Here is a 20,950-nt window from a genome sequence, read left to right on the forward strand (position 1 = left end):
CGCCCGAGAAGCGCCGAAGCAGTGCCCGAGGAAGTTCTCCGGGGATGGGTCCGCATTGGGGTGCGGGCCCATCCCCCTTTTCCTCGTGGCTACTTGGCGTCCGCGTACCGCTCGACCGTGGCGACCGTGAACGGGAACCGTACCGGCGTCTCCCCGAACGCGATCCGTCCCGCCTCGTCCCCCGCCGCCCGGATCGCCGCCGAGACCGCCTCCGCCTCCTCCGCCGGGCAGTGCACGATCACCTCGTCGTGCTGGAAGAAGACCAGCTCCGCCAGCATCCCCGCCAGAGCACGGCGCAGCGCCGCCAGCATCAGCAGCGCCCAGTCGGCGGCACTGCCCTGCACCACGAAGTTGCGGGTGAAGCGGCCCCGCGCCCGCGCGTTCCCCGAGGCGTACCCAGGAGTGAACTCCGCTTCCTCCGCCGCCGGTTCACCGCCCTCCTGGGGCAGCCCGGCCTCCTCGTCCTCGCCCGCGCCCACCGCGCGCGGGCTCGTCCTGCCCAGCCAGGTCCGTACGAGACGGCCCTCCTCGCCGGCCTTCGCCGCCTCGTCGACATAGGCCACCGCACGCGGGAAGCGGCGCCGCAGCGCCGCCAGGTTCTTGAGGCCGTCGCCGCTGGTCTGCCCGTAGATCGCGCCCAGGAGCGCGATCTTGGCGTGGTCGCGGTCGCCGGAGAAGGCCCGGTCCGAGAGCCGGGTGTACAGGTCGTCGGGGTGCCCCGCGACCTCCATCAGGCCGGGGTCCCGGGAGATCGCGGCGAGCACGCGCGGCTCCATCTGGTCGGCGTCGGCCACGACGAGACGCCAGCCCTCGTCCGCGACCACCGCCCGCCGGATCACCTTCGGGATCTGCAGGGCCCCGCCGCCGTTGGTCGTCCAGCGCCCGCTGACCGTGCCCCCGGGCAGGTACTCCGGCCGGAAACGGCCGTCCCGCACCCAGTCCTGCAGCCACGACCAGCCGTGCGCCGTCCAGATCCTGTACAGCTTCTTGTACGCGATCAGCGGCTTCACCGCCGGATGGTCGAGCTCCTCCAGCTCCCAGCGGCGGGTCGACTTCACCCGTACGCCGGCCTGCGCGAAGGCCTTCACCACATCGGCGGGCAGATCCGGCCGGACCCGGCGGCCGAAGGCCGCGGACACCTCGTCCGCGAGCTCGGCCAGGCGGCGCGGCTCGCCCCCGCCCGCGTACCGCTCGCCGAGCAGTTCGTTCAGCAGCTCCCGGTGCACGTCCGCCCGCCACGGCAGCCCCGCCCGGTGCATCTCGGCGGCCACCAGCATCCCCGCCGACTCGGCGGCCGTGAGCAGCCGCATCCGGCCCGGGTGCTCCGCCCGGTCGTGGCGGCGCAGCTGCTCCGCGTAGACCGCGAGAATCCCGTCGAAGGGTACGGAGACCACCGGGCGCGGCTCGAAGAGCGAGTCCTGCGAGCCGGGCTCGGCGTTGCGCTGCGGCGGATCGGGCGGCACGGGGGAGTTCCGCAGGCGCGCCCAGGCCGCGGCCGCCGAGCGGGGCTCGCCGAGCCGCCCCTCGTGGCCGAGGAGCAGCTGCTCGGCGTCCTCGATGTCGTAGCACCGCTCGACCCGCACTCCGCCGGCGAGCAGCCGGGGGTACACCTCGGCCGTCGACCGCCACACCCAGCGGGCGACCTCGGGCCTGGCCCGTACGGCCTCGACGAGGTCGGGTTCGCGCCGCACGTCCCCGGTGGGCAGCCCGTCCGGGCCGAGGGGGACGAGCAGTGCTCCGTCCCCTTCCGCCTCGGCCGCCAGTGCCCACCTCTCGGTCATGGGTGCGAGTCTGGCACCCGGCACTGACAGTGACCGGAAGCCGGGCCGACGAGCCTCCCGGAGCTCGCCGCAGGCGTTACGCCGCCGCGTGGAACAGTGCCGCCGCCTCGCCCCGGGAGTCGACGCCCAGCTTGTTCAGGATGTTGGCGACGTGGAACTTCACCGTCGACTCGCTGATGTGCAGTTCCTCGGCGATCCGCCGGTTGCGGTGCCCGAGGGCCAGGTGCCGCAGGACCTCCACCTCCCGCTCGCCGAGGCCGGTCAGCGGGTGCGCCGCCTCGACCGGCGCGGCCGGCGCCGCCAGGGGGATCACCGCCGTGATCGTCGTGCCCCAACCCGGGACCGGGTCCATGTCGAGCCGCCCGCCGAGCACGTCGAGCCGGTCCTTGATCGTGCCCGCGCCCAGGTCGCAGGGGGCGAGCGCGCCCGCGCCGTCGTCCCGTACGGAGGCCCGCAGCTCGTGCTCGGTCAGCTGCCAGCCGACATGGATCCGGTCCACCGAGTCCTGTTCGAGCACGATCAGGAGCAGGGACCGGACGATCGCCCGCGCGCTGTGCGCCACGTCCGCCGCGAGCGAGCGGTCCGAGTCCGGTGCCCCCAGGTCCAGCCTGACCTGGCTGTGCCGCAGCATCGGCCGGAGTTCGGCGGCGAGCCGCTCGAAGGCGTCCTGGACCGGTTCCTCCGCGAGCGCCCGGTCCCGCCGCTGTTCCGCCCGCATCTCGATCAGCGCCGACGCGGCCAGGTCGGTCGCGGTCGTCCGGGCCGTCGTGTCGTCCAGGGCCCGGCTGCGCAGCACCCCGAGGACCCCGGCGAGGGCCGCCGAGTGCGTGGCGGTCAGTTCCGCGATCACCCGGGCCCGGGTGTCGGCCGCCGACCGCGAACGGGCGAGGGCGCCCGGCAGGGCCTCCGACGCGAACCGGTCGAAGTGGCCGGTCACCAGGTCCCACAGGGCCTGCGCCACGGCGAGTTCGGCCTCGTCCGCCGGGGCGGCGCCGTCCTCCCGTACCAGTACGAGGACCGCCCCGCGCCGGGTCGCGTGGCTCGTGACGGCCACGACCTCGCGCTCCCGGCCGCCGAGCGTCGCGACGCCCTGCCAGGGGCTCCCGGGCACGCCGGCCGCGAGCAGCGGCGCGAGTTCGGAGGCGGTGAGCAGCTCCGTGCCGCCGAGTGCCTTGAAGGGGGAGTGGGCGCAGTGGGTGGAGAGTTCGGCCGCGTCCACGTGCGGGACGAGCGGGGCGAGGGCGGCCGAGACCTTGGGGAGGATCTCCCCGAGCGGCTGCCGGATGATCTCGTACGCGGTGGTCAGCGTGGTCGCGTCCATGCGAGGGAGCGTACGCGGGGAGGGACGGGGAGCGGCCGGTATTTCGGCCAGGTGGGACTGGCCGTCGGGAGGGCGGGGAGCGGGGGGCCGTGGGCGCAGTCTTGATCACGTCGAAGAGCGGAAAACGTGAACGGGCAGCTGCGGAGGCTGAGATGGAAGCGATCGTGTACGAGGAGTTCGGCGGCCCCGAGGTGCTGCGCCACGCGACCGGTGTCGCCGTACCGGAGCCGGGTCCCGGTGAGGTCCGCGTCAAGGTGGCGGCCGTCGGGCTCAACCCGGTGGACTGGAAGCGGCGTTACGGCTGGGTCGAGGAGTTCTACCCGACGACCTTCCCGGCCGTCCCCGGCCTGGAGTTCGCCGGAACCGTCGACAAGCTCGGCGAGGGCGTCACCGGTCTGACGGTCGGCGACGAGGTGCTCGGCTGGACGAAGACCGGCTCCTACGCCGAGTACGCGATCGCCGGGACCGTCGCGCCCAAGCCGGCCGGGCTCTCCTGGGAGGCCGCCGCCAGCATCCCGGTGGCCGGGGAGACGGCGCAGCGCGTGCTCGACCTGATCGGCGTGCGGGAGGGCGAGACGCTGTTCCTGCACGGTGCGGCGGGTGTCGTCGGCTCGGTGGGCGTCCAGCTCGCGGTCGCCGCCGGGGTCACGGTCATCGGCAGCGCGTCCGAGTCCAACCACGCCTACCTGCGGGAACTCGGCGCGATCCCGGTGGCGTACGGGGAGGGCCTGGCCGACCGGGTGCGGGCCGCCGCCCCCGACGGCGTCGACGCGGTCTTCGACGCGGCCGGGCACGGTGTGCTGCCCGTCGCGATCGAGCTCCTGGGCGGGGCGGGCGCGGCGAAGGAGCGGATCGTGACGATCGCGGACGTGGACGCGGAGCGGCACGGGATCGTGTTCTCGGGGGTCACGGGCGACCCCGACTCCGTACGGGCCGGGCTCACGGCCCACGCGCGCGCGGCGGTGGAGGGCACCCTCGCCGTCCGGCTGGCCGACACGCTCCCCCTGAAGGAGGCGGCGCGGGCCCAGGAACTGAGCGAGTCGGGCCATGTGCGGGGGAAGTTGGTCCTGATCCCGTAAGTCCCGGTGCGCGGTGGAGGCGGGTGAGAAGATCCCTTCGCCGCGAGTGCGGGCCCCGACCTGGAAGGCGACGACGATGTACGCGATACCCCTGGGAGACGACGGCGCGGAGCTGCGCCCGCTCGAACCGTGGCAGGCCGACGAGTTCCTGGCGCACATGGACCGGGGACGCGAGTTCATCGGCGCGCGCAACGGCCTCCCCGACGTCGTCACCGACCTGGAGTCCAGCCGGGCCTTCCTGCGGGCGTACGCGGAGAAGACGGCCGCCGACACGGGGCGCATCCACGGCATCTGGTCCGACGGCACCCTCGTGGGCGCGGTGATCCTCCGGAAGCTGGACACCGGCGACGGTACGGCCGAGGCGGGCTGCTGGCTGGAGCCTGCGGGCGTCGGCAAGGGTCTGGTGACCCGGGCGGCGCGGACGCTCGTCGACTGGGCGATCGAGGTGCGCGGCATCCACCGGGTGGAGTGGGTGGTCTCCTCCGACAACGAGCCCAGCATCGCGGTGGCGCGTCGCCTGGGCATGAGCAAGGACGGCGTCCTGCGGGAGAGCTACCCGTACCGGGGCAGGCGCCACGACGAGGAGGTCTGGTCGGTCCTGGCCCCGGAGTGGCGGGCGGCGAAGTCCGCGTCCGCGGGGGCGGGGGAGAGCGGGGCCTGAGTCGGGCCCCGCGGCGGGGCCGGGGCGGCACGGGGGGTGCGCCCCGGTTCCGGTGCCGTCCAGGGGGTGTCTTGTCGATCAGGCCGGATCAGGGAGCGGCGCGGCGGTGGGTTCCTCCGGGGCCGGATGGGGGACGAAGACGCTCAGTTGGTACGTCGTCGGGTGCGTCGAGCGTCCGCAGAGCATGTCCAGCCGGACCGCGTCCCAGTCGAGGCCGGGCTCCTCGGTCCGTAGCCGTCGGAGCTCCGCCTGCCACTCCGACTCGTCCTTCGTCGCGTAGCGGAGCTCCCAGCGCCCGGCGTCCGGGCCGAAGCGGTCCGCCTCGCGTGCGAACTCCGCGAGCTTCCGCTGCCGCTCTCTCTTCCGCTTCCGCTGTCCCGGCACAGGATCGATGATCGCCGTCCGCCGGAGTGCGCAGCAAGGCGTTTCGCGCGGCTGGACGCGGCTGGACGGGCTGAACGGGCTGGACGGGCTGAACGCGGTTCGACGCGGTTGGACAGGGCTGGACAGCTGGACGGGGCGGTGACCCGGCTCCGACCCCGGTCACCGCCCCGTCCGTCCCACCATCGCCGCTCAGCGCGTCAGGCGCCACGCGGGGAGGGCCGACGCGGCGATCGCGGCCGTCGCGCACGCGCCCGCCGCCGCGCCGACCGTGGTCCACGGGAGGGCCAGGGCCACCGGGGCCGAGAGGGCCGCGAGGCCTGCTCCCAGGGCGCCCAGGACCAGGGCGGTCACCGCAAGGCCGAGCAGGGTGCCGATCGCGACGGCCAGGGTCGCCTCGCCCGTCACCACCCGCAGGATCTGGGCCCGGGTGGCCCCGGCGAGCCGCAGCGAGGCCAGTTCTCCGCCGCGGACGGAGGTCGCCATGAGCAGGGTGTTGGCGAGGCCGATCACCGTGTAGACGAGCGCGATGCCGAGGACGAGGATCATGCCGAGCCGGGCCTGCGGGCCGCCGTTCGACGGGCGCTCGGCTTCGGCCCACGCGTCGGCCGTCCTGACGGTGCCGCCGCTCGCCTCCAGGGCCCGCACCGTGGCCGTACCGCCGCCGAGCGCGTCGATCCGGTCGGGGGCGGAGCCGGGGGCGTTCGCCCGGGTGACGTACGGCCCGTTGTCGCCGGTCCCGAGGGCGAGGACGGCCGCGATCCGGAGCCGTACCGGACCGGTCCCGTCCGCCCGCCAGACCTCGACGCTCTCGCCCACCCGGCGCCGCTCGAACTCCTCGTTCACGACGATCGACCGGTCGTCGAGGTCCCGCAGGTCGCCGGCGACCACGGGCAGCCGGGCGAGCTCGGCGAAGGCCGCCGGGTCGGTGACCGCCCGCGCCCCGTACTTCACGACGGCCGCGTCCCCGTCCCGTACGAAGACGGAGGTCGGCCCGGTGGGGGAGACGACCGCCCCGGCGGGCGCCGTCACCGGCTTCAGCTCCGTGCCCCGCACGACGTACTGCGCGGCCGTCTGCTCGCGCGCTTCGACGCCCTTCGCGCGCGTGACGCTCGTCGCCGAGCCGAAGAGCGTCCCGGCGAGCGCCACGGTCACGAGGACGGGGGCCGCGACGGCGGCGGTACGGCGTACCGAGGCCGCGCTGTTCTCCCGTACCAGCGTCCCCACCGCCCCCCTCAGCCGCAGCAGTCGGGCCACCGGCCGGACGAGGAGCGGGGAGAGCAGGGCGATTCCGGTGATCAGGAGCATCGGGAGGGTCGTGTACGTCTTCCGCTTGAGCAGCGCGGACGGTTCCGTGGCGTACGTCCAGGCGAGGAGCCCGAGGCCGGCCAGGAGCAGTCCCGTACCGAGCACGGCCCGGCCGAGGGGCAGGGTGTCGGCGTCGACGTCCGCCTCGCGGAGCGCGGCCGTCGGGCCGACCTTCCCGGCCCGCCGGGAGGCGGCCACTGCCCCCGCGAGGGCGACGGTCACCCCCGTCCAGAAGGCGGCGTGGAAGGGCCAGGCCGGCCCGCCGACCGTGAACCACTCCGGCGCCAGACCGCCGTCGACCAGGGTCCTGGCGAGCAGGGGCGCGCCGAGGGCGCCGAGCGCGCACCCGGCGGCTGAGGCGAGCACGCCGAGCGCCGTGGCCTCGGCGAGGAGGAGCCGCCGGATCTGCCCGGGGGTGGCTCCGGCGGTCCTGAGCAGCCCGAACTCACGGCGGCGCAGTGCCACGGCGAAGGCGAAGGTGGAGGCGACGACGAAGACGGAGACGAAGGCGGTGACGCCGCCGGAGGTGCCGAGGAGGGCGTTGAGGCCGACGAGCGCGTCGGCGTCCCGCTCGGAGCCGGGGTCGGCGCGCCGCCGTTCGTCGCCGGTGAGGACCTGGGCGCGGTCGCCGACGAGCGCCCGGACCTCGGCGGCCGGGGCGTCCACTCCGAAGGCGTCGGGGCCGCCGGAGGCGGTGAGGGTCCAGCGGGCCTTCAGTTCGCGGAGCAGCTGGTTGTCCACAGGCTGTGGACGGTCGAGCCGCTGCGCCACGGACACGGTCTCGGGTCCGCGCCGCACATCGAGCGTCAGCCGGTCCTGACCCTGCACGACGACGGGCGAGGAAGCGAACCGCTGAGGGGAACGCTCGGGCGCGTGAATGGTGGCGGACAGCCCGAGGCCCATGACGGCGAGCAGCCCGACGCCGAGCGCCAGGGCGACGAAACCACCGAGGAAGGAGGCCCAGCGGGCGCGCAGGCCGGAGAGGACGACGGTCAGCACGAGGTCCTCCCGGCGGGGGAAGCGGTGGTGCGGGCCGTCCCCGGCATCGCGGCCGGGGTGATCGTCTCCAGGGCCGTCATCCGCGCCGCGACCGCCTCCACCGTCGGGTCCGGCAGCTCGCCCGCCACGCGGCCGTCGACCAGGAAGACCACGCGGTCCGCGCGGGCCGCCGCCACCGGGTCATGGGTGACCATGACGATCGTCTGGCCGTCCCGGTCGACCAGCTCCCGCAGCATGTCCAGCACCTCGCGGCTCGTCGTCGAGTCGAGCGCGCCGGTCGGCTCGTCGCCGAAGAGGACCGCGGGGCGGGTGATCAACGCGCGGGCGATCGCGACCCGTTGCTGCTGTCCGCCGGACAACTCGCCGGGCCGGTGCCGTTCCCGCCCCGCGAGCCCGACGCGGGCCAGCGCCTCCCGTACCTCCGTACGGGACGGGCGGCGGCCGGCGAGCCGGAGGGGCAGGGCCACGTTCTGCGCGGCCGTCAGGGCGGGCAGCAGGTTGAAGGCCTGGAAGACGAAACCGATCCGGTCCCGCCGCAGCAGGGTCAGCCGCCGCTCGCTCAGCCCCTCAAGGGCGGTCCCGCCGACCTCCACCCGCCCGGAGGTGGGCCGGTCGAGCCCGGCCGCGCACTGCAGCAGCGTGGACTTGCCGGAGCCCGAGGGGCCCATGACGGCGGTGAACGTCCCGGCGCGGAAGTCGAGGTCGACGCCGTCGAGGGCGCGGACGTCACGGTGGTGACGGGTGAGCCCGCGGAGCCGTACGGCGGAGGTGGCGGCGGTGGCCGTGGCCGTGGAGACGGTGGCGACGGGGGCGATGGGGGCTGTCGAGGTCATGCCTCAAGCGAACCGTTTCCGCCGCCGCCGATCACGACCACTGAAGGGCGTCCGGAAGGTAGGCCTGGCCCTACCCCCGGAGCCAGGTCCAGCCCTCCCCCGAGCAAGGTCCGCCCTCCCCGAGCCGGAGCGGGACTGCCCCCCGAGAGCCAGGTCTAGCCCGCCCGTACCGCCTTCACGAACACGTCCAGCGCGTCGAGCGGTTCGCGGCCGCCGAGGAGGGCGCGCAGGTCGCTCTCGACCCCCGTACCGTCCAGGAATCCGTGGGCGATCGCCGAGTACGTGCTCGCCAGCATCGGCACCTGGAAGGGCACCGCTCCGGACGCGGCGAGCGCGGTGCGGGCGTCGGCGAGTGTGCCGGGGGCGTACGTCGCGCCCAGTGCCTCCGCCAGGTCGGCGCCGCCGAGGGCGCGCTCGCCGACGAGTTCGTAGACCCGGTTCCGGTGCGCGCCCGGGTCCGTGGCGACGGAGACGGCGATGTCGGCGAGGTCCGCGCGGGCGACCGCGGCGAGGCGGCCCTCGCCGAGGGGGCCGGTGATCCGGTCGTCGGCGTCGGGGGCGGCGATCCAGGTGAGGAATTCGGCGTAGAGGCCGTTGCGGAGGATCGTCCAGTCGAGGGTGGTGGAGCGCCGCAGCCGACGCTCGGTCCAGCGGTGCGCGAGCGCGTACGTGAGGTGGTCGCCGTCGCCGGAGAGGCTCGTGTAGACGACGTGCCGTACGCCGGCCCGCTCGGCGGCCGAGATCGCGGCCTCGTGGCGGGCGACGACCGTGTCGTCCTCCCCGTACCCGGCGGATATCAGCAGCAGCGTGTCCACCCCGGCGAAGGCCTCCGGCAGCGTCCCGGGCGCGTCGAAGTCCAGCCGGCGGGTGCCGGGCAGCCCCGCGCGCGTACCGAGGACGACGTCCTCGCGACCGGCGAGCCGTTCGGCGACGAGCGAGCCGAGAGCGCCGGAGACGCCGGTGACGAGCAGCATGGTTTCCCCCAGGGGCCGTGGTGGTGAGGTGGCTGAGACCATCGTGGAGCGGCGGAGACGATCGCGTAAGGAGGCACATTCATGTCCGAGGGGCACACGGAGGTAACCACCGATCCCCTGGTGAGCTGCGCGGAGGAGTGCGGCGTACGGGACGTCCAGGACCGGCTCGGCGACAAGTGGAGCGTGCATGTGGTCGTCGAACTCGCGGCGGGGCCGAGGCGGTTCAGGGAACTCCAGCGGCTCGTCACCGGGATCTCGCAGCGGATGCTGACCCTGACGCTGCGCCGCCTCGAACGGGACGGCCTCGTCTCGCGGACGGTGTATCCGACGACGCCGCCGCAGGTGGAGTACGCGCTGACCGAGACCGGGCACAGCATGACCCGCCTGATCAAGCAGCTGATCGACTGGTCGCTCGACCACCGTGCGGTGATCGCCCGGTCGCGCGAGGAATGGGACACGAGGACGGCGTGAGTACGAGCACCACGATCGACAAGGCCTTCGAGGCGCTGTACGCGAGCGACGACGGGTCGCTCGACACGGCGGCGTCGCTGCTGGCCGCCGACCGGGGCGCCGACGGGGAACTGGCGCGTCGCGGCGAGGAGTTCGTACGGACGCTGTGGGGGCGCGGGTGGCAGCCGGCGGACCTGGCGCGGATGGTGCGCCGTGATCTCTCCGAGGACCACCTCCGGGTCCTGACCGGCCTGATCCGGGCCGAGACGGCCCGCTACGAGACGCTGCCGCACCGCTGGCGGGGGCAGCTCGACGAACTCGACGACACGTCTCGCGGCCGCCCGTCGGACCGTTTCTCCTACGCGACGACCGTCCTGGAGCTGTACCGGCTCCTGGTCCGGCTGCCGCGCCTGGACGCGGTCGGTCCGGTGCCGGGGGAGGCGCTGCCGCCGGCCGTGGCCGGGGAGCCGCGGATGCTCACCCGGATCAGGGCGCTGCTCGCGAAGGCGGAGGCGACGGGGTATCCGGAGGAGGCGGAGGCGCTCACGGCGAAGGCGCAGGAGCTGATGGCGCGCCACAGCCTGGACGAGGCGACGCTGGCGGCGGGGGCGCCGTCGCCGGAGACGCCAGGGGCGATCCGGATCGGGGTGGAGCCGCCGTACGAGCAGGCGAAGGCGATCCTGCTCGACGCGGTGGCGACGGCGAACCACTGCCGGGCGGTGTGGAACGAGACGTACGGCTTCTCGACGGTGGTCGGCTTCGAGGCGGACCTCGACCCGGTGGAGCTGCTGTACACGTCGCTGCTGGTGCAGGGGACGGCGGCGATGACGCGGGCGGAGGCGGAGCAGCGGGCGGGGGGCCGCAAGCGCACGAAGTCCTTCCGGCAGTCGTTCCTGCTGGCGTACGCGAACCGCCTGGGAAGCCGCCTCGCGACGACGTCCCGCCGGGTCGCCGCGGAGACCCCCACCCTCCTCCCGGCCCTCGCCTCGCGCGACCTTGCGGTCACCACCCGCACGGACGAACTCTTCCCGGAAACCCGCACCACGCGCGTACGTGCCGCCTGGGACGAGGACGGCTGGAACCACGGCGCGACGGCAGCGGACCGAGCGGGCCTGGGGCCGGAGCGCCGGGGCCTACGGGGGTAGCCGGACGCCGAGCCGGGTGTCTCCGCGAGCGGCGGACGCGTGCCGCGGGGGTAGCCGGACGCCGGGCCGGGTGTCTCCGCGAGCGGCGGACGCGTGCCCACGACGAGGTGGCAGGGTGGCCCCGCCGCCCACCTCCCGCAGGGTTTCGGGAAGGGGCGGAGCGGGGGGTATGCCCCTTATGTCGTGATCGCGGATACGCTCGGGCCATGAGCTGGCTCCGGGCGTTGAGGGAGACCGCCCGCTCCGGGCTCACCGTCGAGCGGCGGCCGCTCGACCCCGTCCTCGCCGCCCGCGCCGCACTCGGGCTCGCCCTCGTCGTCGGCTTCTCCCTCGCCGTCTTCGGGCCCGCCGTCGCCGTCTCCTCCGCCTTCGGCGCCTTCCAGGCGGCCATCGCCACCTTCCAGCGTTCCTGGCGCCCCCGTCCCACCCTCGCGCTCGCCTCCGGCGCCAGCCTCGCCGTGTCGACCTTCTTCGGCTATCTCACCGGCGCCCACGAGGTCCTCTTCCTCGCCCTTCTGCTCCTCTGGACGTTCCTCGCGGGGCTTGCCTGGGCCGCCGGTCCCACCGCCGGCATCATCGCCTCCTCCAACGTGGCGATCATGCTGGTGACCGTCACCCTCCCCACCTCCGTCGCCGCGGCCGCCGGCCACGCCGTCATGATCTTCGCGGGCGGTGTCGTCCAGGCCGCCCTGGTCGTCCTCCTCCCCGTCCGCCGCTGGGGCGCCCAGCGCGACGCCCTCGCGGACGCGCTCGCCGCCGAGGCGGACTACGCCCGCCGCCTGCGCCACGACCCGGTGGCGCCGTTCGATCCGCTGCCGCTCATGACCGCCCGCAGCGCCGCCGCGGTGACCCCGGGCCAGGCCCGCCGCCGCCCGGCGGAACTCCACGGGGCACGGGGCCTCGCGGAACGCATCCGTCCCGTCCTCGCCTCCCTCGCCGACCCGGCGGTCGGCGTCCCGGAGGAGGGCCCGGCACGCGCACGCGTGCGGGAGCTTCTCGCGGCGGCGGCCTCCGTCCTGGACGCCGCCGCGCACGCGATCCGGCACGGCGAACCGGTCACCCTCCCCGCCCCCGCCGTCGCCGCCCTCCGCACCCCGGACACCGGCGCGATCCTCCACGGCCCGTCCCGCCGCGCCGCCCTCCGGCTCGCCGCGCTGCTCGGAGACGTCGTCGAGACGGCCGAGCCGAGGACGGAGACCACGGGTGCGGGCGGGCCCGGCGCCACCGGCCGTACCCGTCCCACCCTCGTCCGTCTCGCACCGATCGTCGCCGCGAAGGCACGCGCCGAGCTGCGCCGCGACTCCCCGGTCCTCCGCCACGCGATCCGTGTCTCGACGGTCACGGCCGCCGGCTACCTGCTGGGCGCGGCGCTCCCCTTCGGGCACGGCTACTGGGCGCCGATGGCCTCGGTGATGGTGATGCGCCCGGACTTCTCGCAGACGTACGCGCGCTCGGTGGCCCGGTTCGGCGGCACCCTCGTCGGCGTGGGCCTGGCGACGGCGGTCGTCCAGTCGGCGCATCCGGGCGCGTACCTGGCGGCCGGTCTGGCGGTGGTGTGCGCCTTCGCGAACTACCTGCTGATGCGCACGGGGTACGCGGCCGGCCAGGTCTTCGTCTCCGCGTACGTCGTGTTCCTGCTCGACATGGAGGGCGCGGGCCTGACCCAGACCGTCCGCGACCGGGTGCTGCTGACCCTGCTGGGCGGGCTCCTCGCGATGCTGTCGTACGCCGTGTACCCGGCCTGGGAGACCCCGCGGCTGCGCGGCCGGCTCGCGGACTGGCTGGCGTCGGTCGGCCGGTACGCGGCCACCGTCACCGCGCGGTACGCCGACCCGGCGGGATACGGCAGCCCCGACGTACGGGAGGCGCTCCTGGACACCCGCGCGGCCCGGGTCGCCTGGCAGGAGGCGGTGGAGCGGGCGACGCACGAGCCCGTACGGCACCGGGGGCTCTCACACGCGGCGGCGGAACAGGCCGACCACGCGCTCGCGGAGTTCGGGCGGGTGGCGATGCTCCTGGAGGCACATCTGCCGGAGCGCGGCGCCACGCCCCTGCCGGCCGCCGCGACCCTCGCCGAGTCCCTGCGCCGGGCGACGGAACGGGGCGCCAAGAAGGTGCGGGAGCGGAAGGCGCCGAGCTGGGACGACCTGCGGGAGACGGTCGACGCCTGGTCCGAGGAACCGCCGGACCACTTCCTGCTGCACAAGGGCGCGGTGTTCCTCCTGGAGGCCCTGGATGAGGTCACGACGGCCCTGATGGACTCCACGCGGGCGCGTTAGCCCCTCGTTCCCGGCACCCGCCTTCCCCGGCACCCGCCTTCCCCGGCACCCGCCTTCCCCGTCTCCTTCAGCGGGTGACCTACCTCTCGATGGAGATATTGGCAATGGGATTCATTTTCATTTACTCTTCACGGCATGGCACGCAATGAGCTCCGCCCCGTCGTCAAGCTCCGGTCCACCGCCGGCACCGGATTCACCTACGTCACCCGCAAGAACCGCCGCAACGACCCCGACCGCCTCACCCTGCGCAAGTTCGACCCGGTCGCCCGCCGGCACGTCGACTTCCGAGAGGAGCGCTGAACCACCCCATGAAGCCCGCCATCCATCCCCCGTACGAGCCCGTCGTCTTCCGCGACAAGGCCGGCGGCTTCGCCTTCCTCACCCGCTCCACGCGCACCGGTGATCCCGGGAAGACCGTGGAGTGGGAGGACGGCCGCAGCTACCCCGTCATCGATGTCGAGATCTCCTCGGCGAGTCACCCCTTCTACACCGGCACCGCGCGCGTACTGGACACCGCGGGCCGCGTCGAACGCTTCGAGAAGAGGTACGGCAGGGGGGAGGGTGCCGCCACCGGCGGCACCGCCGAAGATCAGGAACCGTAGGCTGCCCTCGGTCGTCCAAGAAGGCGTACGTCGGAGGGGGAGTGAGTGCCCGCCCGTCCGCCGTACTCGCTGGTAGCACGCTCAGTCGCGTAGCCGCTACGCCACCCCCCGTGCACGTGCATCTGCTCATGCATCGGCATATGAACACAGCTATGATCCGAGGAAGTTGACACCTGCACCAAGCAACTCGGGGAGCTACCAGTGCATCATGCGCATCACGCGTACAACGGCATGGCGGCCACGGAGCTGCGAGGCGTCGTGTGGCAGAAGAGCAGGCACAGCAACTCCCAGGGATCCTGCGTGGAGTTCGCCAAACTGCCCGGGGGAAACGTTGCCGTACGCAACTCGCGACACCCCGAAGGTCCCGCCCTCGTCTACACGCCCGCGGAGATAGAGGCGCTCCTCCTCGGCGTCAAGGACGGGGAGTTCGACCACTTGGTGTGAGACCGCGTCCTGGTGTGGGGCCGCTTCCTGCGGCAGGACCGCGTACCTATGAGAAAGGGCCCCGGCGGTGTGCGCCAGGGCCCTTCTCGCATGCGTACGACGGGGCGCCGTTACTCCGGACCGATCCGGAACAGCGCCCACACCACCTTGCCCCGCAGCGTGCCGGCGAGCGGATGCCACCCCCAGCTGTCGCTGAACGAGTCCACCAGGAACAGTCCGCGTCCCGACTCGGCCGCGAAGTCCTCCTCGCCGCCGCGCGCCTCCGGGCTCTCCTGGCTGGGGTCGCGCACGGCGCACACGAGGCGCGAGGACCAGCGCATCAGGTGCAGCCGAACCGGTGGGTTCTGGCCTTCCTCCTGTGGCGCGTCGGCGGGCACCGCGTGGCGCAGCGCGTTGGTGACGAGCTCGGAGACGACCAGGGCCACATCGTCGAAGCGTTCGCTCAGCTCCCAGCGGTCGAGCGTCGCGCTGGTGAACTTCCGGGCCCCGCGCACGGCTTCGTACCGTGCGGGCAGGGCGCAGGAGGCGGAGGTGGAGACGGCGCCGGGATCGATCGGCGGAAGGCCCTGCCTTAACGGCTCGAGCACGGTCGATCCATTCGTCCCCATGCGAGGCACTCCCGGGAATCGCGACTGTGGTGCGACAACACGACAACACGAACGAGCACGCGGCTGCGCGGGGTCCATGGTTCCGAATGCGACCACTGGATGCAAGGGCAGATGCACGTGCACGCGCCGGACCTGTCCGCCCCCGTGCCTAATCTGTGCATAAGTCGTCCCCCGGTCGGGGGGAACTTTCCGCGGCTGCCCGGAAGTCGCCGTCTTTCCGTAATCGAATGTGTACGCGCTGAAGCGTTTGGTGGCAGAATCCGGGGCTCGACGGGGGCTCGACACCGTAAAGGGGAGGCTGGAGCCGTGACCGCAACCGCAGGCGAATCGGGCGGAGCGAGCGGGAGTGTGGTGCGGCGCATCCTGCTGGGCTCCCAGCTGAGGCGGTTGCGCGAATCGCGCGGGATCACCCGCGAGGCGGCCGGCTACTCGATCCGCGCGTCCGAATCCAAGATCAGCCGCATGGAGTTGGGACGGGTGAGCTTCAAGGCCAGGGACGTAGAGGATCTGCTCACGCTGTACGGCGTCGGGGACGAGGCCGAGCGCGGCTCGCTCCTCGGGCTCGCCCGCGAGGCCAACGTCGCCGGCTGGTGGCACAGCTTCGGCGACGTCCTGCCCGGCTGGTTCCAGACGTACATCGGTCTCGAAGGCGCCGCCTCCCTCATCCGCGTCTACGAAGTGCAGTTCGTCCACGGCCTGTTGCAGACCGAGGCGTACGCCCAGGCCGTCGTCACCCGGGGCATGCCCGACGCCCCCGCCGCCGAGATCGACCGCCGGGTCGCCCTGCGGCTCGAACGGCAGAAGGTCCTCGTCTCCGAGCGCGCCCCGCAGTTCCACGCCGTCCTCGACGAGGCGGCGCTGCGCCGCCCCTACGGCGACCGGGCCGTCATGCAGGGGCAGTTGAGGCATCTCATCGAGATCTCCGAGCACCCGGGCGTCACGCTCCAGGTCATGCCCTTCAGCTTCGGCGGGCACGCCGGCGAGAGCGGCGCGTTCACGATGCTGAGCTTCCCCGAGTCCGACCTCTCCGACATCGTCTACCTGGAGCAGCTCACCAGCGCCCTCTACCTGGACAAGCGCGAGGAGGTCGCCCAGTACCAGCGCGTGATGGAGCGACTGCAGAAGGAAGGGCCGGATCCGGCCGAAAGCCGGGACCTTCTCCGAGGACTCCTCCAACTCACCTGACACATCAGTACGATGACGTGACATCAGTTCCGGCGTCGTGACGTCTCCGCGTCGCGGCGTCTCAGCGTCGCTTCTGTCATCCGTACAGACGTAGAGCGGGTAGAGGGGTCTCGATCCATGTCGCACTTCACCGACCTGGCCCACCAGTACATCGACGGCGAGTGGAAGCCCGGCAGCGGCTCGTGGGACATCATCGACTTCAACCCGTACACCGGGGAGAAGCTCGCGTCGATCACCGTCGCCACCGCCGGTGAGGTCGACCGTGCCTACCGCGCCGCCGAGCGCGCCCAGGCCGAGTGGGCCGAGACCAACCCGTACACGCGCCGGCTCGTCTTCGAGCGGGCCCTGCGGATCGTGGAGGACCGCGAGGAGGAGATCGCCGAGACGATCGTCGCCGAGCTCGGCGGCACCCGTCTCAAGGCGGCCTTCGAGCTGCACCTCGCCAAGGAGTTCCTGCGCGAGGCGGTGCAGCTGGCGCTGCGTCCCGAGGGCCGCATCCTGCCGTCCCCGGTCGACGGCAAGGAGAACCGCGTCTACCGCGTCCCGGTCGGCGTCGTCGGTGTCATCTCGCCGTTCAACTTCCCCTTCCTCCTCTCGATCAAGTCGGTCGCGCCCGCGCTCGCGCTCGGCAACGCGGTCGTCCTCAAGCCGCACCAGAACACCCCGATCTGCGGCGGCACCCTCGTCGCCAAGGTCCTGGAGGAGGCCGGTCTGCCGGCCGGTCTGCTGAACGTCGTCGTCACCGACATCGCCGAGATCGGCGACGCGCTCCTGACCCACCCGATCCCGAAGGTCATCTCCTTCACCGGCTCCGACAAGGTCGGCCGTCACGTCGCCACGGTCTGCGCGCAGAACTTCAAGCACGCCGTCCTCGAACTCGGCGGCAACAGCGCCCTGATCGTCCTCGACGACGCCGACGTCGACTACGCGGTGGACGCGGCCGTCTTCAGCCGCTTCGTGCACCAGGGCCAGGTCTGCATGGCCGCCAACCGGATCCTGGTGGACCGGACGGTGGAGGAGGAGTTCACCGAGAAGTTCGTGGCGAAGGTGAAGACCCTGCGCGTCGGCGACCCGGCCGACCCCGCCACCCACATCGGTCCGCTCATCAACTCCCAGCAGGCGGAGGCCGTCTCCTCGCTCGTCGACCAGACGGTCGAGGCCGGCGCGACGGCACTCCTGCACGGCACGGTCGACGGCAACCTCGTCTCCCCGTCCGTCCTCACCGGCTTCGCCCCGGACGCCCCGATCCTGGGCCAGGAGATCTTCGGCCCGGTCGCCCTCATCGTCCCGTTCGACGGCGAGGACGAGGCCGTGCGGATCGCCAACGACACCCCGTACGGGCTCAGCGGCGCCGTCCACACGGGTGACATCGAGCGGGGTGTGCGACTCGCCAAGCGCGTGCACACCGGCATGATCCACATCAACGACGGCACCGTGCACGACGAGCCGATCGTGCCCTTCGGCGGCGAGAAGCACTCGGGCATCGGGCGGCTCAACGGCGAGGCGATGGTGGAGAGCTTCACCACCCAGAAGTGGATCTCGATCCAGCACGGCCGGAGCCGGTTCCCCTTCTGACCCGGCTGATGTCTCGTTGAGGACAGTACTTGTCCGCAAGGGTCCGTAACTTGATGGGTGTCGGAAGGGCCGGGGCCGAAAGGCCAGGGCCTCCCCGGCACCCATCTGCGTAGGCGTACGGAAGGCGGACATCATGGTGGCTCTCGTTCCCACGGAGGCTCACGGCGACGAGCGCGGCGCGCTCCTCAACTTCGTCGAGGCCCAGCGTGCCGCGATCCGCCGCTCGCTCCTCGGCCTCACCGAGGAGCAGGCGGCGAGTCGCCCCAGTGCCAGCGAGCTCAGCCTCTCCGGCCTGCTCAAGCACGTCGCCGAGGTCGAGCTGAACTGGCTCCGGCTGGCGCAGCAGCAGCCGAACGAGCGGCAGCGCACCCAGGAGACCTGGGGCGAGGGCTTCCGGCTCGTGGAGGAGGAGACGATCCCGGAGGTCGTGGAGTTCTGGGCGGGCGTGGCGAAGGAGACCGAGGAGTTCGTCCGCTCGGTGCCGAGCCTGGACGACACCTTCCCGCTGCCCGAGGCGCCCTGGTTCCCCGTGGACGGACGGGTCTCGATCCGCTGGATGCTGCTCCACCTGGTGCAGGAGGCCGGTCGGCACGCGGGGCACGCGGATGTCGTCCGCGAGTCCCTGGACGGCAAGACCTCCTTCGAGCTGATCGCGGCGGAGCGGGGCCGGGGCTGAACGTGAGCGGGTCGGGGCCGCTCCCCGAGCGGCCCCGCGCGCGGGGCCACCGCGCGCGTACTCTGGTCAAGATTGACTAGGAGGTACGGCGATGTCGGCGATCCGGCTGCTCGTCCTGGGCGCGGTGAGGCAGCACGGCCGCGCCCACGGTTACCAGGTCCGCAACGACCTGGAGTACTGGGGCGCGCATGAGTGGTCCCATGCCAAGCCCGGTTCGATCTATCACGCGCTGAAGCAGATGGCGAAGCAGGGACTGCTGCACGCGCACGAGGTCGCGCCGAGCGCGGTGGGCGGCCCGCCGCGCGTGGAGTACGAGCTGACGGAGCGCGGCACCGAGGAGTACTTCGCGCTGCTGCGCGAGGCGCTGACCACGTACGACCAGAAGATGGACGTCCTGTCGGCGGGCATCGGCTTCATCGTGGACCTGCCCCGCGCGGAGGCCGCGGAGCTGCTGCGGCAGCGGGTACGGGCGCTCGACGAGTGGCGGGCCGCCGTCACGGGGTACTACACGCCCGAGGGCGGCCCCGGTCAGCTCGGGCACATCGGCGAGATCATGCACATGTGGGTCCACTCGGCGGACGCCGGCAAGGAGTGGACGCTGGGCCTGATCGAGCGGATCGAGGGCGGGGCGTACGTGTTCGCGGGGGAGGGCGATCCCTTCGTGGGCGTCCTCGCCGAGGGGGAGGAGAACCCCTTTGCGAGCTGATCGGGCGCGCGGGAAGAGCAGTCTCTAATCAAGTTTGACTAGAAGCCCGGGAGGGCATACCTTCCTCCGTCGGTGGCAACTGGTCAAATTTGACTACGAGCATTTCGGGAGGAATCGACATGACGGCGACTGGCGACGTGATCCTCGTGGAGGGCGCGCGCAAGCGGTACGGCGAGAAGGACGCCCTGGCCGGCCTCGACCTCACCGTCCGGCGCGGCACCGTCCACGGCCTGCTCGGGCCCAATGGTGCGGGCAAGACCACGACGGTACGGATCCTGGCCACCCTGCTGCGCCACGACGAGGGCCTGGTGCGGGTGGCGGGACACGACGTACGGACCGAGGCCCGGGAGGTACGGCGGCGGATCGGGCTGCTCGGGCAGCACGCGGCCCTCGACGAGGAGCTGGGCGGCCGGCAGAACCTGGAGATGTTCGGCCGGCTTCACCACCTGGGCGCGCGGCGCGCGGGCACGCGGGCCGACGAGCTCCTGGAGCGCTTCGGCCTCGGCGACACCGGCCGCAAGCCGGTCAAGCAGTTCAGCGGCGGCATGCGGCGGCGGCTCGACCTGGCGGCCTCGCTGATCACGGAGCCCGAGGTCCTCTTCCTCGACGAGCCGACGACGGGACTCGACCCACGCGGGCGTGGCGAGGTCTGGGAGTCGGTGCGCTCGCTCGTCGGCGGGGGCACCACGGTGCTGCTGACCACGCAGTACCTGGAGGAGGCCGACCAGCTCGCCGACCGGATCTCCGTCGTGGACCAGGGGCGGATCGTCGCGGACGGCACATCCGACGAGCTCAAGGCGAAGGTCGGCGTGGACCGGATCGACGTGGTCGTACGGGACGGGGCACGGCTCGACGAGGCGGCCGGGCTGCTGCCCGCGGCGCGGTCCGAGGTGAGCGTGGACGCCGACCGGCGGCGGCTCAGCGCGCCGGTGGCGGACCGGATGGCCTCGCTCACCGAGACCGTGCGGGCGCTGGGCGAGGCGGGGATCGAGGCGGAGGACATCGCCCTGCGGCGGCCGACGCTGGACGAGGTCTTCCTGCATCTGACGGACGGGGAGCCGTCCCCGCGGAAGGAGGTGGCGGCATGAGCGCCGCGTACGTGGTGAGCGACTGCTGGACGATGACCCGCCGGGAACTGGCGCACTGGGCGCGGCAGCCGGTGCAGGTCCTGGTCGGGCTCGTGTTCCCGGTGATGATGCTGCTGATGTTCGGCTATCTGGTCGGCGGCGGGCGGAGCGTCGACGGCGACTACGTCGACTTCCTGGTGCCCGGGATGCTCACGCTGACCATGGTGTTCGGGCTCGAAGGCACCATGACGGCGGTGACGCAGGACCTGAACAAGGGCGTGATCGACCGGTTCCGGGCGATGCCGATGACCGACGGCGCGGTGCTCGTGGGGCGGGCGGCCGCCGACATGCTCCAGTCGACGGTGGGGCTGCTCGTGATGGTCGGCGTCGGGTACACGATCGGCTGGCGGGCGAACGGGAGCCTCGCCGGCACCCTGGGGGCCCTGGGGCTGCTGCTCCTGCTGCGGTTCGCGATGCTGTGGATCGGGATCTTCCTCGCCCTGGTCGCGGGGCGGGCCGAGCTGGTGCAGGCGGTGCAGATCCTGGTCTGGCCCATCGGCTTCCTCTCCAACGCCTTCGCCTCGCCGGACTCGATGCCGGGCTGGCTCGGCACGTTCGTGGAGTGGAACCCGATGTCGGCGACCGCGACGGCGGTCCGCGACCTCTTCGGCAATCCGGGCGGCGCGCCCGGGCACATCTGGGCGGCGGTGGTGTGGCCGCTGGTGCTCCTGGCGGTCTTCTTCCCGCTGGCGGTAAGGAAGTTCGGGCGGCTCGGGAAGTAGCGGCGCGGAGGTGGGAACCCGGAGGCGATGAGCGGTGTATTCAAAGCAGCGGTTCACCGCGGACCGCCCGAGGGAGGACAGGGGGACGTGCGAT

At 73.0% G+C, this 20,950-nt stretch carries 21 protein-coding genes; 14 read left to right on the plus strand and 7 right to left on the minus strand.

Annotated elements, in window-relative coordinates; all coding sequences use genetic code 11:
* Window positions 1-89: 89 nt before the first annotated feature.
* Complete coding sequence (locus tag OG259_RS23105; protein WP_328943992.1) at window positions 90-1,781, minus strand: bifunctional 3'-5' exonuclease/DNA polymerase; 1,692 nt, start codon at window positions 1,779-1,781, stop codon at window positions 90-92.
* A gap of 76 nt (window positions 1,782-1,857) precedes the next feature.
* Window positions 1,858-3,102, minus strand: coding sequence for a helix-turn-helix transcriptional regulator (locus OG259_RS23110; RefSeq protein WP_328943993.1), 1,245 nt, complete (start codon window positions 3,100-3,102; stop codon window positions 1,858-1,860).
* Between the two features lie 152 nt (window positions 3,103-3,254).
* Between OG259_RS23110 and OG259_RS23115 the strand changes: the two genes are divergently transcribed.
* Both OG259_RS23115 and OG259_RS23120 read left to right on the plus strand, forming a co-directional pair.
* Entirely contained in the window at window positions 3,255-4,181 is a 927-nt protein-coding gene (locus OG259_RS23115) for an NADP-dependent oxidoreductase (protein WP_328943994.1), read from the plus strand.
* Between the two features lie 76 nt (window positions 4,182-4,257).
* Window positions 4,258-4,842, plus strand: a complete 585-nt coding sequence (locus OG259_RS23120) for a GNAT family N-acetyltransferase (protein ID WP_328943995.1) — start codon at window positions 4,258-4,260, stop codon at window positions 4,840-4,842.
* A 78-nt stretch (window positions 4,843-4,920) separates the two neighbouring features.
* Here OG259_RS23120 and OG259_RS23125 read toward each other — a convergent pair whose 3' ends face one another.
* The 4 genes from OG259_RS23125 to OG259_RS23140 form a co-directional block, all read right to left on the minus strand.
* A complete protein-coding gene (locus OG259_RS23125; protein WP_328943996.1) occupies window positions 4,921-5,226 on the minus strand; it encodes a hypothetical protein in 306 nt (101 codons plus the stop codon).
* A gap of 189 nt (window positions 5,227-5,415) precedes the next feature.
* Complete coding sequence (locus tag OG259_RS23130) at window positions 5,416-7,530, minus strand: FtsX-like permease family protein (protein WP_328943997.1); 2,115 nt, start codon at window positions 7,528-7,530, stop codon at window positions 5,416-5,418.
* Window positions 7,524-8,363 (minus strand): ABC transporter ATP-binding protein, encoded by an 840-nt coding sequence (locus OG259_RS23135; protein ID WP_328943998.1) that lies wholly within the window; start codon window positions 8,361-8,363, stop codon window positions 7,524-7,526. Before OG259_RS23135 ends, OG259_RS23130 begins: the two co-directional genes overlap by 7 nt.
* A 155-nt stretch (window positions 8,364-8,518) precedes the next feature.
* Entirely contained in the window at window positions 8,519-9,337 is an 819-nt protein-coding gene (locus OG259_RS23140) for an NAD(P)H-binding protein (protein ID WP_328943999.1), read from the minus strand.
* A gap of 81 nt (window positions 9,338-9,418) precedes the next feature.
* Between OG259_RS23140 and OG259_RS23145 the strand changes: the two genes are divergently transcribed.
* From OG259_RS23145 to OG259_RS23170, 6 genes are all read left to right on the plus strand, one after another.
* Window positions 9,419-9,808, plus strand: coding sequence for a winged helix-turn-helix transcriptional regulator (locus OG259_RS23145; RefSeq protein ID WP_328944000.1), 390 nt, complete (start codon window positions 9,419-9,421; stop codon window positions 9,806-9,808).
* Window positions 9,787-10,932, plus strand: coding sequence for a DUF2786 domain-containing protein (locus OG259_RS23150; RefSeq protein WP_328944001.1), 1,146 nt, complete (start codon window positions 9,787-9,789; stop codon window positions 10,930-10,932). Before OG259_RS23145 ends, OG259_RS23150 begins: the two co-directional genes overlap by 22 nt.
* Before the next feature lie 206 nt (window positions 10,933-11,138).
* Window positions 11,139-13,211 (plus strand): FUSC family protein, encoded by a 2,073-nt coding sequence (locus OG259_RS23155; protein ID WP_328944002.1) that lies wholly within the window; start codon window positions 11,139-11,141, stop codon window positions 13,209-13,211.
* 135 nt (window positions 13,212-13,346) lie between these two features.
* On the plus strand, window positions 13,347-13,511 hold the full coding sequence (gene rpmG / locus OG259_RS23160; protein ID WP_141300493.1) for a 50S ribosomal protein L33: 165 nt from the start codon (window positions 13,347-13,349) through the stop codon (window positions 13,509-13,511).
* A gap of 8 nt (window positions 13,512-13,519) precedes the next feature.
* Entirely contained in the window at window positions 13,520-13,813 is a 294-nt protein-coding gene (locus OG259_RS23165) for a type B 50S ribosomal protein L31 (protein WP_328944003.1), read from the plus strand.
* A 231-nt stretch (window positions 13,814-14,044) separates the two neighbouring features.
* Window positions 14,045-14,257, plus strand: coding sequence for a DUF397 domain-containing protein (locus OG259_RS23170; protein ID WP_173861569.1), 213 nt, complete (start codon window positions 14,045-14,047; stop codon window positions 14,255-14,257).
* 110 nt (window positions 14,258-14,367) lie between these two features.
* On the opposite strand, the gene OG259_RS23175 is transcribed toward OG259_RS23170, so the two are convergent.
* Entirely contained in the window at window positions 14,368-14,865 is a 498-nt protein-coding gene (locus tag OG259_RS23175) for an ATP-binding protein (RefSeq protein WP_328944004.1), read from the minus strand.
* Between the two features lie 306 nt (window positions 14,866-15,171).
* Between OG259_RS23175 and OG259_RS23180 the strand changes: the two genes are divergently transcribed.
* The 6 genes from OG259_RS23180 (at window position 15,172) to OG259_RS23205 (ending at window position 20,856) form a co-directional block, all read left to right on the plus strand.
* Window positions 15,172-16,050: a helix-turn-helix domain-containing protein gene (locus tag OG259_RS23180; RefSeq protein WP_266893341.1), complete on the plus strand. Its 879-nt coding sequence runs from the start codon at window positions 15,172-15,174 to the stop codon at window positions 16,048-16,050.
* 117 nt (window positions 16,051-16,167) lie between these two features.
* The gene (locus OG259_RS23185) at window positions 16,168-17,625 is read left to right on the plus strand and encodes an aldehyde dehydrogenase family protein (protein ID WP_266893339.1); all 1,458 of its coding nucleotides are present in this window, start codon (window positions 16,168-16,170) and stop codon (window positions 17,623-17,625) included.
* A 133-nt stretch (window positions 17,626-17,758) separates the two neighbouring features.
* Window positions 17,759-18,301 (plus strand): DinB family protein, encoded by a 543-nt coding sequence (locus OG259_RS23190; RefSeq protein WP_328944005.1) that lies wholly within the window; start codon window positions 17,759-17,761, stop codon window positions 18,299-18,301.
* Window positions 18,302-18,392: 91 nt separating this feature from the next.
* Window positions 18,393-19,007 (plus strand): PadR family transcriptional regulator, encoded by a 615-nt coding sequence (locus tag OG259_RS23195; RefSeq protein ID WP_328944006.1) that lies wholly within the window; start codon window positions 18,393-18,395, stop codon window positions 19,005-19,007.
* A 119-nt stretch (window positions 19,008-19,126) separates the two neighbouring features.
* Window positions 19,127-20,095 (plus strand): ATP-binding cassette domain-containing protein, encoded by a 969-nt coding sequence (locus OG259_RS23200; protein ID WP_328944007.1) that lies wholly within the window; start codon window positions 19,127-19,129, stop codon window positions 20,093-20,095.
* Complete coding sequence (locus tag OG259_RS23205) at window positions 20,092-20,856, plus strand: ABC transporter permease (RefSeq protein ID WP_328944008.1); 765 nt, start codon at window positions 20,092-20,094, stop codon at window positions 20,854-20,856. Before OG259_RS23200 ends, OG259_RS23205 begins: the two co-directional genes overlap by 4 nt.
* The last annotated feature ends 94 nt before the right edge of the window (window positions 20,857-20,950 follow it).

It is taken from the genome of Streptomyces sp. NBC_00250 (assembly GCF_036192275.1).
Taxonomy (GTDB): Bacteria; Actinomycetota; Actinomycetes; order Streptomycetales; family Streptomycetaceae; genus Streptomyces.